This is a genomic window from Sorangium sp. So ce887 (assembly GCF_051521455.1).
In the GTDB taxonomy this organism is placed as follows: Bacteria; Myxococcota_A; Polyangia; order Polyangiales; family Polyangiaceae; genus Sorangium.
This window is the reverse complement of sequence record NZ_CP150354.1, coordinates 10,976,382-10,992,368: the sequence shown is the minus strand read 5'-3', so window position 1 is coordinate 10,992,368 and position 15,987 is coordinate 10,976,382. Positions and strand designations below refer to the sequence as shown.

Here is a 15,987-nt window from a genome sequence, read left to right as displayed (position 1 = left end):
ACGCCATGGCGCAAGCGAAGACGGCTGCCACCAACACCAAGACCAAGCAGAAGAAGAAGGTCAGGAAGAATGTTTCCGCGGGCATCGCGCACATTCAGTCGACCTTCAACAACACGGTCGTGACGATCACGGACATCAACGGCAACGCGATCGCGTGGTCGTCCGCTGGCGCTCGCGGCTTCAAGGGATCGCGCAAGTCGACGCCGTTCGCCGCGCAGCTGGCGGCGGAAGAGGCCGCGCGGCGGGCGCAGGAGCACGGGATGCGCTCGGTCGCCGTGTTCGTGAAGGGCCCGGGGGCCGGGCGCGAGAGCGCGCTCCGCGCGCTTCAGACCGCTGGCTTCAAGGTGACGCTGATCCGCGACGTCACGCCGATCCCCCACAACGGTTGCCGGCCGCCGAAGCGGCGCAGGGTTTGAGGTAATTCACGATGGCTCGCTACATTGGTCCGGTCTGCAAGCTCTGCCGCCGCGAGGGGATGAAGCTCTACCTCAAGGGAGAGCGGTGCTATTCCGAGAAGTGCGCGTACACGCGGCGCCCGTATCCGCCCGGCCAGCACGGCCAGGGGCGCATCAAGCTGAGCGAGTACGCGGTGCGCCTGCGCGAGAAGCAAAAGGTGCGACGCATCTACGGCGTGCTCGAGCGGCAGTTCAGCGGGTATTTCCAGGAGGCCAACCGGCGCAAGGGCCGGACGGGCGAGGAGATGCTCGCGCTGCTGGAGCGGCGCCTTGACAACGTGGTGCACCGGATGGGCTTCGGCTCGTCTCGCGCCGAAGCGCGTCAGCTCGTCCGGCACGGGCACGTTCATGTGAACGGCAAGCGGCTGGACATCCCGAGCTACGTGGTGCGGGCCGGTGATCGGATCGACCTCACTGAGGGGGCGCGCAAGTTCAAGAGCGTCCTCGCGTCCGTCGGCGGCGCGGACAAGCGCCCGGTCGCGAGCTGGATCGAGGTGGATCGCGCGGCGTTCACCGGAGCGGTCAAGGGCGCTCCGATCCGCGAGGACCTCAACGAGCCCGAGATTCGCGAGCAGCTCGTCGTCGAGTACTACTCGCGCTGATCGCGAGGGCGGCGCGGGGGAGGGCAGCGTCACGAGCGCACCTTGCAGGGTGCAGTCGTTCGCTGCGGGCTCGCCTCCGCGTCGCTGTCCTGCGCGCAGACGCGCAGGCGAATGGAGCCAAGAATGCGGGCAGGAGGCGGCGCCGTCCGGTCGAGTGCGGCCGCGGCGTGAGACCTCCGCGCAAACCTCATGAAGGAAGGAGATCGCCATGACGATGAACAGCCCGAACCTCACGATGATCGCCCGTAACTGGCGCGATCTGATCCGGCCCAAGGGCATCTCGATCGACGCGGACAGCGGGACCCAGTTCTACGCCAAGTTCACGTGTGAGCCCCTGGAGCGCGGCTTCGGGATCACGATCGGGAACTCGCTGCGCCGCGTGCTGCTCTCCTCCCTCCAGGGGGCGGCTGCGACGGCCATCCGCATCGACGGCGCGCTGCACGAGTTCACCACCGTGCCGGACGTGGTCGAGGACGTCAGCGACATCATCCTCAACGTGAAGGAGGTCGTCTTCAAGGCGGCGACCCCGAAGACGTACTCGGTGCGGATCGATCGCGAGGGGCCCGGGCCCGTGTACGCGCGCGACATCCAGCTGGTGGATGGGCTGTCGGTGCTCAACCCCGACCACCTCGTCGCCGTGCTCGACAAGAAGGGCCCGCTCTCGATGGAGCTCACGGTGAACGTGGGCCGCGGCTACGTGCCCGCCGAGCGGAACAAGACGCCGACCATGCCCATCGGGACGATCCCGATCGACGCGCTGTTCTCGCCCATCCGCAAGGTGAACTACACCGTGCAGAACGCCCGCGTCGGGCAGGTGACCGACTACGACAAGCTCACGCTCGAGGTCTGGACCAACGGCTCCGTGTCGCCGGCGGATGCGGTCGCCTTCGCCGCGAAGATCCTCAAGGAGCAGCTCTCCATCTGGGTCAACTTCGAGGAGAGCGAGGAGACGAGCTACCAGGCGGTGATGAGCGACGACGAGCCGCTGAACGAGAACCTGTTCCGCTCCGTCGAGGAGCTCGAGCTCAGCGTCCGCTCCGCGAACTGCTTGCAGAACGCGAACATCACGCTCATCGGCGAGCTGGTGCAGCGCACCGAGCAGGACATGCTCAAGACCAAGAACTTCGGCCGCAAGTCGCTGAAGGAAATCAAAGAGATCCTCGCGAACATGGGGCTCTCGCTCGGGATGAAGATCGACAACTGGCCGCAGCTCCTCGAGCGCTGGAAGGCGCAGCAGGCGCAGGCGTGAGTCGGTACTGAGGGAACGTCATGCGTCACAAGAAAGCTGGCAGGCAGTTTGGTCGGGATACCTCCAGCCGCAGGGCGATGCTTCGCAACCTGACGGCGAACCTGATCACCCACGAGCGGATCGAGACGACCGACGCCAAGGCGAAGGAGCTGCGGCGCGTGGCCGAGCGGCTCATCACCAAGGCGACGCGGCTCGGCAAGGTCGCGTATACCGCGCACGCGGAGCTCAGCCCCGGTGACAGAGCGCGCCGGCTTCACGCCGAGCGGCTCGTGGGCAGCTACATCCCTCGGTGGGGGGTCGAGACCGATGGCAAGAAGGTCGATATCATCGCGAAGGTGATGATCGATCTCTCGAAGCGCTTCGAGGGGCGTCCGGGTGGCTACACGCGGATCATCAAGCTCGGGCCGCGTCGCGGCGATAACGCGCCGATGTGCCTCATCGAGTTCATCGACGCACCTCCGGTGGAGGACGACGCACCCGCGCAGGCGGCCGAGCCGGTCGCCGCAGCGGAGCCGGCTACCCCGGCGACGACCGCCGGCTGAGCCGGATGCAGGCTGGCGCCCGGTAGCGCCGGCGCAGTAGCAGAGAGCACGCCGGGAGAGCCATGAGCTCCCCGGCGTCTCTGCGTTGTGAGCCGATGCGCGATCGCGCGCCGGCCCCTCGATGTCGCGAGCTCGCCCGGAGTAGTCCAGGGGAGGCCCAGCGACTGCACCAGTACTTTAAAAATTCTTGCGCTGGTGTAAAATTGGGCGCGTACCGTGGCTCAGCGGTCGAGCGCTCCGGTTTCAGGTGCGTCGTCGTTTCGCGGTTCGGCCGGCTCGATCTGTTCGACCGGAAGGGCAGGGGTTGCCTCCGAGGCGGCGGCAGACGGCGCCGGGGCAGCCGGCAGCGCCGGATCCGACGACGCCGGGGCATGCCGAGGTGGGGCGCCGTCCTGCCTCGGGGACAACGCCGGCTCGGACGACGCCGGGGCATGCCGAGGTGGGGCGCCGTCCTGCCCCGGGGACAGCGCCGGCTCGGCAGGCGCCGGCGGTTGCGGAGGAGCGGCGCAGGCCGGCTCGCGAGACGGCTCCGGGCCGGGAGACGCCGGCGGTTGCGGCGGAGCGGAGCTGGGCTGCTGTCGAGACGGCCCCGGATCGCTCCGGCGTCGGGCAAGGAAGAACATCGCGAGCAGGGCGACGAACCCCACCGCTCCCGCGGCGATGTAGCGGTTCTTCTGGCTCTTCCGCTCGGCGACCTTGTCCCCGAGCGACGCGAGCGCCGCCCTCGCCCCGGCGTGGCCCGGGTCGAGCTCGAGCGCGCGCTCGAGCACGAACTTGTCCGGCGTGCCGCGATCGATGAGGAGCACGCCCTCGTGGTAGGCGATCTCGGCCTCGATCTTCCCCGCGCGCTCGCCGGTCGGGTCGAGGCGCAGCGCCTTGCGGAGCATCGCGAGCGCGTCGTCGCGTCGGTCGGCCGGCAGCGACTTCGCCCGCTCGACGTAGGCCCCCACCATCTCCTTGCGGCGCTCGAAGAGCGGCGCGCGGGCGAGGACCCGGTCGAACGCGTCGGTCGCTTCGGCGAGCTTGCTCGCGCTCGCCGCGGCGACGCCCTCGTCCATCAGGTTGTACACCTCGGCGAGGCGAGCGCGATCGTACGTCGCGAAGAGCTCGCGCGCGATCCGGTCCCACGACCACTCGCGCGGCGGCTTGTCGCCCGTGAGGTTCAGGTAGGCGTCGCGGAGCTGCCAGACGCCGGGCTCGCCGATCGCAGAGATGGCCTCGCGCGCAGCGTCGCGCAGCCGCGCGCGGTCGCTGTTGCAGAAGCTCAGGATCACGCGCATGGCGTCCACGTCCCGGACGCGGCCGTATGCGCGGAGGACGTCGGCGAGGATCTGCGTGTCGTTCGACGCGATCGCCTCGCCGGGGATCGCCCGGCCGAGCAGATCGAGCTGCTTGTTGGCCCATCGCTGGACGATCTTGGCGTCGTGCTGGCGCGCCTCGATCAGCGCGGGGACCGCCTTGTCGCGCAGCTTGGCGATCTGCCGCTGGAGATCGATGCGGAGCAGCTCGCCGAAATAGGCGTGCAGCGCGATGAGCTCGCGGATCGCCGGCGTCGTGCCCGCAGCGACGAGCATCCGCTCCATCGCGAGCAGCTTCACGACATCGCGCCACGCGCTGTCGCGCGGCCGAGGCACGGCGAGCATGAAGTCCACCCAGTCGCCCTCGGCCTCGTCCTTCTCGTCGCCGGCGCCCTTCTTCGCGCCCTGGTCGGCCTTGGCGTCCTTCTTGGCGTCGCCGCTGCCCTTCTTCGCGCCCTTGGCGTCCTTCTTGGCGTCGCCCCCGCTCTTCTTCGCGCCCTTGGGGTCCTTCGCGTCCGCGCCCTTCTTCTTGTCGTCGCGCGCGTCATCGCCCTTGTCGCCCTTCAGCGCCTTGCGCCCTTCTCTGCGCGCCTCCGCGAGCACGCGGGGCGCCGCGTCGCGATCGATCGAGCCGCGGATGTCCTGCACGCGGAGGCGAACCGCATCGACGATGCCGGAGATCGGCTCGTCGAGGGACGCGCGGGCGCTCTCCCGTGAGCGGGCGTCCTGCGACGTGATCTGGTCGAGCACGCGATCGAGCTCGCGGACCGCGGTGATGTCGGGCTCCGGACGGGCGATCGGGGCGAGTCGCGGGAGCTCCGGGAGCGCCGACGAGGCCGGCGCGGCGGCGCCAGCGTCGCGCTGCGCGGCGGCGTGCGCCAGGGGCGGCGCGAGCGGCGCGGCCGCGATCAGGCTGAGCAGGACGAGCCACGCGCACGCCGGGCTGCCTCGCCGCGACGGCCGCGCGCCTGCGCTCCTCGGATCCGACGAGCTGCGTGCCAAGCGCATCAATCCGTGATGCGAAAGTCGAAGAAGTCGCCCGAGAAGCCGCGCCACCGGACGTCGACGCGCTCGACGCGCGCCGCGCTCGGGCCGCGGTTCGCCCACGCGATGAGCTCCTTGAGCTCGTCCTCCTCTCCCTCGGCGAGCACCTCTACGCTGCCATCGGAGCGGTTTTTCACCCAGCCGGTGAGGCCGAGCCGCTTGGCCTCGCGCTGCGTGGAAGCACGAAAAAAGACGCCCTGGACGCGACCGCGGACGAACAGCTGAACCTGTTTGAGCCCCATGGAACCAGCTTGACTTAGCCGCGCACTCCAGGGGAGGCAACTTCGGGCAGCGCCGGGGTGCCACAGGCAGTTCGCCCCCGCCGTTCCGCGCGCGCGGCGCCGTCGACCCCGCGTCCGTGGTTCCCGGCGCGCATTGACAGAGCAAACGCGCTTGATAGAGTCGCCGCCCGATCGGCAAGCGCAGCCCGCCGATCGAGCGACATGAACGTGAGGGGCGCCGGTTACGAGGCGAGCCCTCTTCCCCCTGGCGACCCGCCGACATCGACGACATGCTCGGCCCCGCCTCGGGCTCGACCCGCTAGACCCCCCCAAACAGAAACCATCGACCGACGGCCTCCACGCCCTTGACAGGGCGCGCGCTGTCGCATCCTGGAGCTTTCCGACTCATGCACCTCAGGGAACTGAAGCAGAAACCGATGGCCGAGCTCGTCCAGATGGCGAAGGGGCTCAACATCGAGGGCGCTGCCGGGCTGCGCAAGCAGGAGGTCATCTTCGCGCTCCTGCAGGCCCACGCGGCGCAGGACCAGCCGGTCTACGGTGAGGGCGTGCTCGAATGCCTGCCCGACGGCTTCGGGTTCCTCCGGGCGCCGGACTACAACTACCTGCCGGGCCCGGACGACATCTACGTCTCGCCGTCCCAGATCCGGCGCTTCAACCTCCGCACCGGCGACAGCGTCAGCGGCTCGATCCGGCCGCCCAAGGAGCGCGAGGCGTACTTCGCGCTGCTCAAGGTCGACAAGATCAACGGCGAGCCCCCCGAGGTCGCCCGCGACAAGATCCTGTTCGACAACCTGACGCCGCTCTACCCGCAGCAGAAGTTCAACATCGAGAACGGGACGAAGAGCTTCTCGACGCGCATCATCGACATGCTCTGCCCGATCGGCAAAGGGCAGCGCTGCCTCATCGTCTCGCCGCCCCGCGCCGGCAAGACGGTGCTGCTCCAGCAGATCGCCAACGCGATCTCGGCGAACCACCCGGACACGACCCTGATCGTGCTGCTCATCGACGAGCGCCCGGAAGAGGTGACCGACATGCAGCGCACCGTGAAGGGCGAGGTGATCAGCTCGACCTTCGACGAGCCGGCGACGCGGCACGTGCAGGTGGCCGAGATGGTGATCGAGAAGGCGAAGCGCCTCGTCGAGCACAAGCACGACGTCGTGATCCTGCTCGACTCGATCACCCGCCTGGCGCGCGCCTACAACACGGTCGTCCCGCCGAGCGGCAAGATCCTGTCCGGCGGCGTCGACTCGAACGCGCTGCACAAGCCGAAGCGGTTCTTCGGCGCCGCGCGCAACGTCGAGGAAGGCGGGTCGCTGACCATCGTCGCCACCGCGCTCGTCGACACAGGCTCGCGCATGGACGAGGTCATCTTCGAGGAGTTCAAGGGGACCGGTAACAGCGAGATCCACCTCGATCGCAAGCTGATGGAGAAGCGGATCTTCCCCTGCCTCGACATCAACAAGAGCGCGACCCGCAAGGAAGAGCTGCTGCTGCCGGAGTGGATCCTCCAGCGCGTGTGGCTGCTCCGCCAGCTGCTGCACCCCCTCAACGTCATCGACTCGATGGAATTCCTCCTGGACAAGGTGAGCCGCACCGAAACCAATCAGGAATTCCTCGAGAGCATGAACCAGTAGCGGTTCGTCCTAGGGGCGCTCCCGGCCGTCGTAGGGGGCGCTCTCTGCGGGACGAACGGGTCGCGCAGGGGACCGCGCGCGCTTCTGCGGACGAAGTCGTGTTAGCGTCTCCTGGTGACCGCGAAGGCGGAACAACGCACGAAAGCGCTTCAGGCTCGGATTCAAGAGCTCGAGGCGCGCCTTGCCCAAAGTGACAAGACCGTGCAGGCGCTCCGGGATGTCGGGCTCGCGCTCGGCAGCACCCTGGATCTCGACCAGCTGCTCGCGCTCATCCTGAACAAGATCACGGAGCTGCTCGACGCGGACCGGGCGACCCTCTACCTGCTCGACGAGCAGCGCCAGCGGCTGTTCTCGCGGATCGTCATCGGCGAGGAGGCGCGCGCGATCGAGCTGCCCGTCGGCGCCGGGATCGCCGGCCACGTCGCCAAGATCGGGCGCACTGTCCGCGTGAAGGACGCCTACCGGGACCGCAGGTTCCAGCGCGACTGGGACGAGGTGACGGGGTACCGCACCCGCTCGATCCTCGCCGCGCCGATGAAGAACCACGTCGGCCGGACCATCGGGGTCATCCAGGTCCTGAACAAGCACGGGGAAGGGGAGTTCTCGGTCCACGACGAGGAGCTCCTGAGCGCGCTGGCGACGCAGGCGGCCGTCTCGATCGACAATTCGCGGCTGTTCCTCTCGGTGATCCAGAAGAACACGCAGCTCGTGGAGACGAAGGAGCAGCTCGAGCACCGCGTGAGCGACCTCAAGCTGCTCTTCGAGCTCGAGAGCGCGATGGGCCGCGCGACCACGATGGAGGACCTCGCGCGCGCGGTCATCACGGAGGCCGGCAGGGCGTGCGAGGCGCGCGCGGGGGGCATGCTCGTCGACGAGATCGAGGGCGGCCTGGCCCTGTATTTCTTCGACTTCACCGCGTTCGAGGACGGCGGCCCGCCGCCCCTCTCGTCCGCGCCGGACGAGGAGCCGGAGGGCGTCGTGGGCGCGGCTCCCCGGCGGCCGGCGGTGAAGCGCATCGCCATGCGCCGCGGCGAGGGGGTGGTCGGGCACGCCATGGTGCACAACGAGGCCGTGTTCTTCTCGAGCGAAGGCGCGGGCGACGCGCTGGGCGACACGCCGGTCTCGCCCCGGCTCGCCCAGCTGCTCGGGGCGGACCTGCGAACGGCGATCGCCGTGCCGCTCGAGGGCGAGGACGCGGTGCCGATCGGCGCGATGGCGCTCTACAACTCCAGGAAACCCCACGGCTTCTCGAAGGACGATCGCGCGCTCTTGCGGCTCGTGTCGGCGAACGCGTCGACCGCGCTGCGGCTGTTCCGGTCGCGCCTCGAGCGGGAGCAGAGCGAGCGGCTCACCACGATCGGGCGCCTGCTCTCGGGGGTGATGCACGACGTGCGCACGCCGCTCACGGTGATCAGCGGCTACGTCCAGCTCATGGCCAGCGCCCCCGACGCGGCGACGAGGGAAGATCACGCGCGGCTGATCCTGAAGCAGTTCGACGTGATCAGCGCGATGCAGCGCGAGGTGCTGGAGTTCGCGCGCGGCGAGCGGAGCATCCTCGTGCGCAAGGTCTACCTGACCAAGTTCTTCGGCGACATCGAGAAGCAGCTGGAACACGAGCTCGCCGGCACCGGCGTGAGGCTCTCCCTGGAGCTCGAGGACCGAGGGACGGCGCGGTTCGACGAGGCGAAGATGACGCGGCTCCTGCACAACCTGGTCCGCAACGCGGTCGAGGCGATGCGGCCAGGCGGGGGCACGGTGACCCTCCGCGCCTACCGCGACGGGGGCGACCTCGCGATCAGCGTCGCCGACACAGGCAAGGGGATCCCCAAGGAGGTCCAGGGCCGGCTCTTCCAGTCGTTCGTCACATCGGGCAAGCGCGGCGGTACCGGGCTCGGGCTCGCGATCGTGAAGAAGATCGTCGACGAGCACGCGGGGACCATCGCGGTCGCGTCGTCCGACAAGGGCGCGAAGTTCACGATCCGCCTGCCCCAGGAGAGCGCGCCGTCGCGGTCCTCGGCCGCGGCGGAGGGGCAGACCCAGCTGGCCTCGAGGGGCGGCAGCCCGGCGCCCAAGCAGGGCGGCAGCCCGGCGCCCAAGCAGGGCGGCAGCCCGGCGCCCAAGCAGGGCGTGGAGGCCGCGCCGGTCGTCCACGAGGGCATCCCCCGCCGCAGGCCGACGGGCTCATCAGCACCCGCGAACGAGCGAGGCCGACGCTCGTCCAGCAACGGCTCGGACGCCTGACGCGCCCCCGCCGCTTGCGCGAGGCGCATCCCATGGAGAGACTCGAACGGTGTCCCAGCTCCGCCTGAAGCTCCTCGAGCCGCACCGGACGTCGCTCGAGAAGTGCGTCTACTGCCCCAAGCTCTCCCGCGCCGCCTGCCCCGTGTCGAACGTCGAGGCGAACGAGACGGTCACGCCGTGGGGCAAGATGTCGATGGCGTACTTCGCCGCGCGCGGCGATGTGCCGCTCGACGCGCCCCACGCGGAGCCGGCCTGGGCGTGCTCCGCCTGCTACGCGTGCCGCGAGCGCTGCGATCACAAGAACGAGGTGGCCACCGTGCTGACCGACGCGCGCGCGGAGCTCTTCGCGCGCGGCCTCGCGCCGGAGGGGGCCAGGCGCGTCGCGGAGCGCTTCCTGGCCCGCGAGGCCGGTCGCGCCGGCGAGGCCGACGCGCGCTCCAGGGCGGCCGCGGTCGCGCCGGCCGCGGTCCACGTGCTGCTCGGCTGTGGCTACGAGCGGCACGCGCCGGACGTCGCCCGCGAGGCGCTCGAAGCGACCGAAGCGCTGACCGGCGCCCCGGTCCGCCCGGTGCGCGCCTGCTGCGGGTTGCCGCTCCTGTACGCCGGCGACCGGCCGGGCTTCGAGGCCGCCGCGCGGCGGCTCGCCGCCGAGGTCGCGCCGGGAGAGCGCTTCGTCGCGGTCGACCCCGGGTGCGCGCGCGCCGTGCGCGTCGACTACCCGCGCGTGGGCGTGAGCACGAAGATCCCGGAGCTGTTCGTCGATCTCGCGCTGGCGTCGCTCGATCGGCTGCAGCGGTCGACGTCGGAGCGGCGGGTGCGCTACCACGACCCCTGCCAGCTCGGGCGCGGCCTCGATCGCTACGACGCGCCCCGGGAGATCCTCGCCCGCATCACGGGGCGGCCGCCCGAGGAGTTCATCCACCGCCGAGAGCACGCCGACTGCAGCGGCGGCGGCGGCCTCGTGCCCGCCACGCGCCCCGCCTCGTCCGCCGCCATCGCCGACGGCAGGATCGCGGAGCACCGCGCGCTCGGCGGCGGGCTGCTCGTGACCCACTGCGCGCAGAGCCTCCGGCGGTTCAGGACCCGGGGCGAGCCGGCGGAAGACCTCGCGAGCCTGGTCGCGCGGGCCGTCGCGCCGCGATGACCGCGCCAGCGCCTGCCGTGGACGAGGCGCGCGGCGGCGCCGCAGGCCAGAAGGGGCCGGCGCCCCACAAGCGGCGCACCGTCGCGGGGAGGCTCCTCGCGAGCTACCTCGTGGTGCTCGCCGCCTTCGCGCTGACCGTCGGCTGGAGCGTCCAGGCGCTGCGGGCGGCGTCGCGCGACGCCGAGCTGCTGCGCGCCGGGTACGTCCCGCTGCTGCTCCGAATCGGCGAGGTCCTGGCCGAGCAGAACGTCTTCAACGCCCAGCTCAACCACATCACCGCCGCCAAGAACCCCGGCGACGTGCGCGAGTGGATCGAGACCGCCCGGCGGACCCGGCCGCTCGCCTTCTCGATCGTCAAGGACGCCGCCAGGGCGCTCGCCGCCGACGAGAAGGCGGCCGGCGGAGACGCCGGCGTCGGGCAGGCGGGCGCCTCGTCGGGCGTGCGCCGGTTCAGCGACGAGATCGCGGTCGAGGTGACGGCGATCGAGCGGCTCGTGGGCGCCAGCCCGGAGCGGTTCTCGCAGCTGTTCCAGGCGCTCGCCGTCGGCAACCGCGAGCTCGCCGAGCGCACGCGGGACGAGCTGGTCAAGCGCGAGGTCGAGGGCGCGCAGCGGCTGCGGGCCATCAAGAGCCGCGTCGATGAGCAGATGGAGAGCCTCACCGTCGAGGCGAAGCGGCGGGAGGAGCGCTCGATGCACCTGCTCCTCGGGCTGGGCGTGCTGACGCTGCTCGTCGGCGCGGTGATGTCGCTGTACGCGCGGCGCGTGCTGGCCCCGCTCACCGCGGTCACCGAGCGGGCGAACGCGGTCGCGCGCGGCGACCTTACCCCGAAGCAAGCGCTCGCGACGAACGACGAGATCGGCGAGCTCGCGACGACGTTCGAGGGCATGGTCGCCGCGATCCGCCGCGCGCGCGCCGAGCTCGTGAACGCCGAGCGGCTGGCGGCGATCGGGAAGATGGCGGCGCACGTCACGCACGAGATCAGGAACCCGCTGTCGTCGATCGGGCTGAACCTCGAGCTGCTCGAGGAGGAGGTGGCGCGCGCCTCCGCCGCGGGGACGCCCGACGCGGAGCTCAGGCCCGTGATGAAGGAGTCAGCGCAGCTCGTCGCCGCCATCCGGGCCGAGGTGGACCGCCTGTCGCGCATCGCGGAGCAGTACCTCAGCGTCGCCCGCCGTCCTCGCCCGCGGCTTGTGCCGGAGCGGGTGGACGATCTGGTGCAGGAGCTCGTGGCGTTCGTGCGGCCCGAGCTCGACCGCGCCGGCATCGCGGTCCGCGTCGAGGTGGAGGAGGAGGGGCCCGAGATCCTCCTCGACGAGTCGCAGCTCCGGCAGGCGCTCCTGAACCTGCTCCGCAACGCGCGCGAGGCGATGCCCAAGGGCGGCGAGATCGTGGTGAGCGTCAGCTTCTCGAGCGGCGCCGCGACCATCGCGGTCGACGACATGGGCCCCGGCGTGCCGGAGGAGCTGCGAGCGTCCATCTTCGACCCTTTCTTCACGACCAAGCAGCGCGGGACGGGGCTCGGGCTCGCGGTGACGCGGGACATCATCGAGGCGCACGGCGGCACGATCTCGTGCGAGCCGCGCGAGGCGGGGGGCACGCGGTTCCGGATCGTCCTGCCCGCCGGCGGCGCACCGGCCCAGGGCCGCGCCGCGGACGCGCACGCGTTGCTCTGAGCCGCTCCGGCCGCGGCGCGCCCGCACGGCGGCGCCGGGCAGGCCCGACGCCGAGCCCCGGCGCGCCGGCTATTTCGGCATGTTCAGGTACTCGAGGGCCATCCCCATGAGGAGGAAGCCCACGACCGCAAACACGAGCGCCGCCAGCACGTAGACGATGGTCCGAAACGTCCGCGCCGGCGGGGTTGCGGCCGGTCGCTGCTCGATCGACACCGGCTCGCCGGGGGCAGGGAGCCCCGAGCCCAGGGTCGGCCGCATGGGTTTGTAGACGAGCGTCGGACCCTGGCTGGTCGACCCGGCCGAGCTGTCCTCGGAGAAATCCGGGAGCGTCCGCGGCGACACGGGGGGAGATACGATCGGGGGCAGGAGCTCTCCGGCCGCGTTGTTCAGCACCATGGTGCCGTTCGGACCGGTCCATTGCATGGATGGAACCACCGGCTGCCCGGTGGCCGCGTAAGACGGGCGCTGGACCTCGCCGTGCGGGAGCGCCGGCTCGCCGACGGGGTGGTGGGCCGCGAGAGCAGGCTCGCTGGGCTGGCGCGCGACGGCCTCGAGCGGCGCCTGCGCCCCTGGGTCGGTGGCCGTGCGGATCAAGATGGAGTCGGCCGGCGGCACCGGGAGCTTGATCGCGCCGGAGGACGGGGGTTTGTAGGTCGGGTGCGGGGGCGGGAGGGGCGTGCCGAGCGCATGGCCCGATGCGTTGCTGCTGGGCACCCTGGAGCTGCGCGGGCTGATGGCCGGCTGGCTGGCGCGCTTCGCCGGCCTCAGCTCCCGCCACGCGGTGAGCCCCTCGATCGCGCTCTGGAACCGGTCCGCCGGCTCCCGCGCCAGCCCCTTGGCGAGGAACGCCTCGAGCCGCGGATCGACCGGCCCGTCCATCGCCTCGGCGAGCCTCCGCGGGTCGGCCTTCTGCTTCATCTCGACCATGATGAGGAGGTTGCGCGCCTGGTACGGCAGCTGACCGCTCATCGACTGGAAGATCATCGTGGCGCAGGCGTAGATGTCCGCGCGGTGGTCGACCGTCTTCGCCTTGCCGATCTGCTCGGGCGGCATGAACGAGAACGTGCCGAGGCTCTGCCCCATCTCGGTGAGGGTCTCTCCTCCCATCTCCCTCGGCAGCTTGGAGATGCCGAAGTCGAGGATCTTGACCCGCGTGGACCCGTCGGGTCGCGCCTCGAGGTACACGTTCGACGGCTTCAGATCGCGGTGGATGATCCCGGCGCGGTGGGCGTCGGCGAGGCCCATCCAGACCTGCTCGATGATCGGGTGCAGCTCCTCGAACCTGATCGGTCCCGTCCGCTTCAGCCGCTCGATCAGCGACTCGCCTTCGAGCAGCTCGAAGACGAGCACGATGCCGTGCTCGGGGTCCTCCTCGACGTCGAGGATCTCGGTGACGTGGTCGCTGTTGATGGAGCCCGCGGCGCGCGCCTCGCGCCGGAACCGCTCGGCGGCGGACGACTTGGCCTTGGAGTCGGCGCGCAGGAGCTTGATCGCCACCTGGCGGCCGGTGCGGATGTTCTCCGCGGCGAACACCTCACCCATCCCGCCACGGCCGAGCTGGCGGATGATGCGGTACCGGTTCGCGACAACGGTTCCAGCTTCGAGCTCCAAAAGCGCCTCACCACAGATTATCCTCCGCGCCGATGCGGGGGATCAAATTCTCCGGCGCGAACGAGGTGAGTCGAGCATGGGCGATGGGCCGCCGGCCGCAGGCCGACGTCGCCGTGCCCTGGCCGAGGACGGGGGAAGAGCCGCAGGATCGAGCTCTTCCGCGGGCTCTCGGCCCGTTCGCTGATGAGCCAGCGCTCCCCCCCTCACGCGCGGTGCGTCGCGCCGGCCGCAGGGGCATGACCGTGCCCCTGCGCCGCCGCGGATCTCACTCGTCTTCCTGCTGCCGGAGCTTCGCCATGACGTTCAGGTCCTCGAGCGTCGAGGTGTCGCCGGTCAGCTCCCGGCCGGCGGCGACGTCCTTCAGCAGCCGGCGCATGATCTTGCCGCTGCGGGTCTTCGGCAGCGCGTCCGCGAAGCGGATGGTGTCGGGGCGCGCGAACTTGCCGATCTCCTTGGCGACGTGCTCGGCGAGCTTCGCCTGGAGCTCCGGTCCGGCCGTGGCCCCCGGCCGGAGCGAGACGAACACCACGAGCGCCTGCCCCTTGAGCTCGTCCGGTCGACCGACCGCGGCCGCCTCGGCGACGGCGGGATGAGAGACGAGCGCGCTCTCGATCTCGGCCGTCCCGATGCGGTGGCCGGCCACGTTCAGCACGTCGTCGATGCGGCCGACGACCCAGAAATAGCCGTCGTCGTCGCGGCGAGCGCCGTCGCCGGTGAAGTAGCAGCCCTCGACGTCGCTGAAGTACTGCTTGCGGAAGCGCTCATCGTCGCCCCACACCGTGCGCAGGATCGACGGCCACGCCTGCTTCAGGACGAGCAGCCCGCCCTCGCCCGGGGCGACCGGCTTGCCGTCCTTCGTGACGACCTCGGCCACGACGCCGAACATCGGTAGCCCGGTCGACCCCGGCTTCGCGGGCGCCGCGCCGGGCAGCGTGGTCATCATGATCGCCCCCGTCTCCGTCTGCCACCAGGTGTCCACGATGGGGCAGCGGCCGCCGCCGATGGTCCGGTGGTACCAGACCCACGCCTCGGGGTTGATCGGCTCGCCGACCGAGCCGAGGAGCCTGAGGCTCGACAGATCGCTCTTCGCGGGCCACTCGTCGCCCTGCCGCATGAAGGCGCGGATAGCCGTGGGGGCGGTGTAGAGGATGGTCACCCCGTGCTTCTCGATGAGCCGCCAGAAGCGGCCCCAGTCGGGGAAATTCGGCGCGCCCTCGTACATGAGGCACGTCGCGCCGTTCGAGAGCGGGCCGTAGACGATGTAGCTGTGGCCTGTCACCCAGCCGACGTCGGCGGTGCACCAGTAGACGTCGTCGTCGCGCAGATCGAAGACGTACTTCGTGGTGACGTGCACGCCGACCAGGTAGCCGGCGGTCGTGTGGAGCACCCCCTTGGGTTTCCCGGTCGATCCGCTCGTGTAGAGGATGAACAGCGGGTGCTCGGCGTCGACGATGGTGGGCTCGCAGGAGGGCGCGGCCTGGGCGAGCAGGTCGTGCCAGAAGACGTCGCGGCCCTCGGTCATCTGCACCTCGCAGCGCTCGCTGCCGAGGTGCTGGTACACGACGACGCGCGTCGCGCTCTTCGCCTGCGGCTGCGCGAGCGCCTTGTCGACGGTCGCCTTCAGCGGCACGACCTGCCCGCGCCGGTACGCGCCGTCCTGCGTGATGACGAGCTTGGCCTGGCAGTCGTGGATGCGGTCGCGGAGCGCGTCCGCGGCGAAGCCGCCGAAGACCACCGTGTGCACCGCGCCGAGGCGCGCGCAGGCGAGCATCGCGACGGCGACCTCGGGGACCATGCCCATGTAGATCGCGACCCGGTCCCCCTTCTCGATGCCCAGCCGTTTGAGCGCGTTCGCGAGCAGCAGCGTCTCGCGGTGGAGCTGGGCGTAGGTCAGCGTGCGCGTGGCGCCGTGCTCGCCCTCCCAGATGATCGCGGCCTTGTTCTTGGTGGCGGTCGTCAGGTGGCGATCGAGGCAGCTCTCGGTGATGTTGAGGGTCGCGCCGAGGAACCACTTGGCGTGCAGCAGCGACCCGTCGCTGGTCTCGGTCCACGGCGTGCGGAACACGAGGTCGCTCGCCTCCCGGCGCCAGAACGCGTCCGGCTGCTCGATGCTCTCGCGGTAGAGCGCCTCGTAGGTCTCCTGCGCGCCGACGCGCGCACGGCGCGAGAACTCGGCCGGCGGCTCGAACCGGCGCGTCTCCTTCAGCAACGACGTGATGGCATCCTGCGACATGGTCACCTCTTGAGGG

The 15,987-nt window shown here is 70.8% G+C and carries 12 protein-coding genes; 8 read left to right on the top strand and 4 right to left on the bottom strand.

Going from position 1 to position 15,987, the window contains the following annotated elements; genetic code table 11:
* Positions 1-5: 5 nt before the first annotated feature.
* The 4 genes from rpsK (at position 6) to rplQ (ending at position 2,848) form a co-directional block, all read left to right on the top strand.
* A complete protein-coding gene (rpsK, locus tag WMF36_RS41140; protein ID WP_437482355.1) occupies positions 6-416 on the top strand; it encodes a 30S ribosomal protein S11 in 411 nt (136 codons plus the stop codon).
* 11 nt (positions 417-427) lie between these two features.
* Complete coding sequence (rpsD, locus tag WMF36_RS41135; protein ID WP_437482352.1) at positions 428-1,057, top strand: 30S ribosomal protein S4; 630 nt, start codon at positions 428-430, stop codon at positions 1,055-1,057.
* Between the two features lie 208 nt (positions 1,058-1,265).
* Positions 1,266-2,306 (top strand): DNA-directed RNA polymerase subunit alpha, encoded by a 1,041-nt coding sequence (locus WMF36_RS41130; protein WP_437576295.1) that lies wholly within the window; start codon positions 1,266-1,268, stop codon positions 2,304-2,306.
* Between the two features lie 20 nt (positions 2,307-2,326).
* On the top strand, positions 2,327-2,848 hold the full coding sequence (rplQ, locus tag WMF36_RS41125) for a 50S ribosomal protein L17 (RefSeq protein WP_437576294.1): 522 nt from the start codon (positions 2,327-2,329) through the stop codon (positions 2,846-2,848).
* 221 nt (positions 2,849-3,069) lie between these two features.
* Here rplQ and WMF36_RS41120 read toward each other — a convergent pair whose 3' ends face one another.
* Both WMF36_RS41120 and yccX read right to left on the bottom strand, forming a co-directional pair.
* Positions 3,070-5,148, bottom strand: a complete 2,079-nt coding sequence (locus WMF36_RS41120; RefSeq protein ID WP_437576293.1) for a hypothetical protein — start codon at positions 5,146-5,148, stop codon at positions 3,070-3,072.
* 5 nt (positions 5,149-5,153) lie between these two features.
* Complete coding sequence (gene yccX, locus WMF36_RS41115) at positions 5,154-5,432, bottom strand: acylphosphatase (RefSeq protein ID WP_012240542.1); 279 nt, start codon at positions 5,430-5,432, stop codon at positions 5,154-5,156.
* 386 nt (positions 5,433-5,818) lie between these two features.
* Here yccX and rho point away from each other — a divergent pair, with 386 nt between their 5' ends.
* The 4 genes from rho to WMF36_RS41095 all read left to right on the top strand — a co-directional run bounded on the left by rho (position 5,819) and on the right by WMF36_RS41095 (position 12,127).
* A complete protein-coding gene (rho, locus tag WMF36_RS41110) occupies positions 5,819-7,066 on the top strand; it encodes a transcription termination factor Rho (protein WP_437482338.1) in 1,248 nt (415 codons plus the stop codon).
* Positions 7,067-7,267: 201 nt separating this feature from the next.
* Positions 7,268-9,307, top strand: coding sequence for a GAF domain-containing protein (locus tag WMF36_RS41105; protein ID WP_437576292.1), 2,040 nt, complete (start codon positions 7,268-7,270; stop codon positions 9,305-9,307).
* Positions 9,308-9,356: 49 nt separating this feature from the next.
* Positions 9,357-10,451, top strand: a complete 1,095-nt coding sequence (locus WMF36_RS41100; RefSeq protein ID WP_437576291.1) for a (Fe-S)-binding protein — start codon at positions 9,357-9,359, stop codon at positions 10,449-10,451.
* On the top strand, positions 10,448-12,127 hold the full coding sequence (locus WMF36_RS41095; protein ID WP_437576290.1) for an ATP-binding protein: 1,680 nt from the start codon (positions 10,448-10,450) through the stop codon (positions 12,125-12,127). The genes WMF36_RS41100 and WMF36_RS41095 overlap by 4 nt, the downstream gene beginning before the upstream one ends.
* Positions 12,128-12,196: 69 nt before the next feature.
* Here the strand turns inward: WMF36_RS41095 and WMF36_RS41090 are convergent, their stop codons facing one another.
* Positions 12,197-13,738, bottom strand: a complete 1,542-nt coding sequence (locus tag WMF36_RS41090) for a serine/threonine-protein kinase (RefSeq protein ID WP_437576289.1) — start codon at positions 13,736-13,738, stop codon at positions 12,197-12,199.
* Between the two features lie 265 nt (positions 13,739-14,003).
* Complete coding sequence (gene acs / locus WMF36_RS41085; RefSeq protein WP_437576288.1) at positions 14,004-15,971, bottom strand: acetate--CoA ligase; 1,968 nt, start codon at positions 15,969-15,971, stop codon at positions 14,004-14,006.
* Positions 15,972-15,987 lie beyond the last annotated feature (16 nt).

Bases quoted from the DNA above. Each gene is read 5' to 3' on its own strand.
- rpsK (WP_437482355.1), top strand. From the start codon at position 6: ATGGCGCAAGCGAAGACGGCTGCCACCAACACCAAGACCAAGCAGAAG.
- rpsD (WP_437482352.1), top strand. From the start codon at position 428: ATGGCTCGCTACATTGGTCCGGTCTGCAAGCTCTGCCGCCGCGAGGGG.
- WMF36_RS41130 (WP_437576295.1), top strand. From the start codon at position 1,266: ATGACGATGAACAGCCCGAACCTCACGATGATCGCCCGTAACTGGCGC.
- rplQ (WP_437576294.1), top strand. From the start codon at position 2,327: ATGCGTCACAAGAAAGCTGGCAGGCAGTTTGGTCGGGATACCTCCAGC.
- yccX (WP_012240542.1), bottom strand. From the start codon at position 5,432: ATGGGGCTCAAACAGGTTCAGCTGTTCGTCCGCGGTCGCGTCCAGGGC.
- rho (WP_437482338.1), top strand. From the start codon at position 5,819: ATGCACCTCAGGGAACTGAAGCAGAAACCGATGGCCGAGCTCGTCCAG.
- WMF36_RS41095 (WP_437576290.1), top strand. From the start codon at position 10,448: ATGACCGCGCCAGCGCCTGCCGTGGACGAGGCGCGCGGCGGCGCCGCA.
- acs (WP_437576288.1), bottom strand. From the start codon at position 15,971: ATGTCGCAGGATGCCATCACGTCGTTGCTGAAGGAGACGCGCCGGTTC.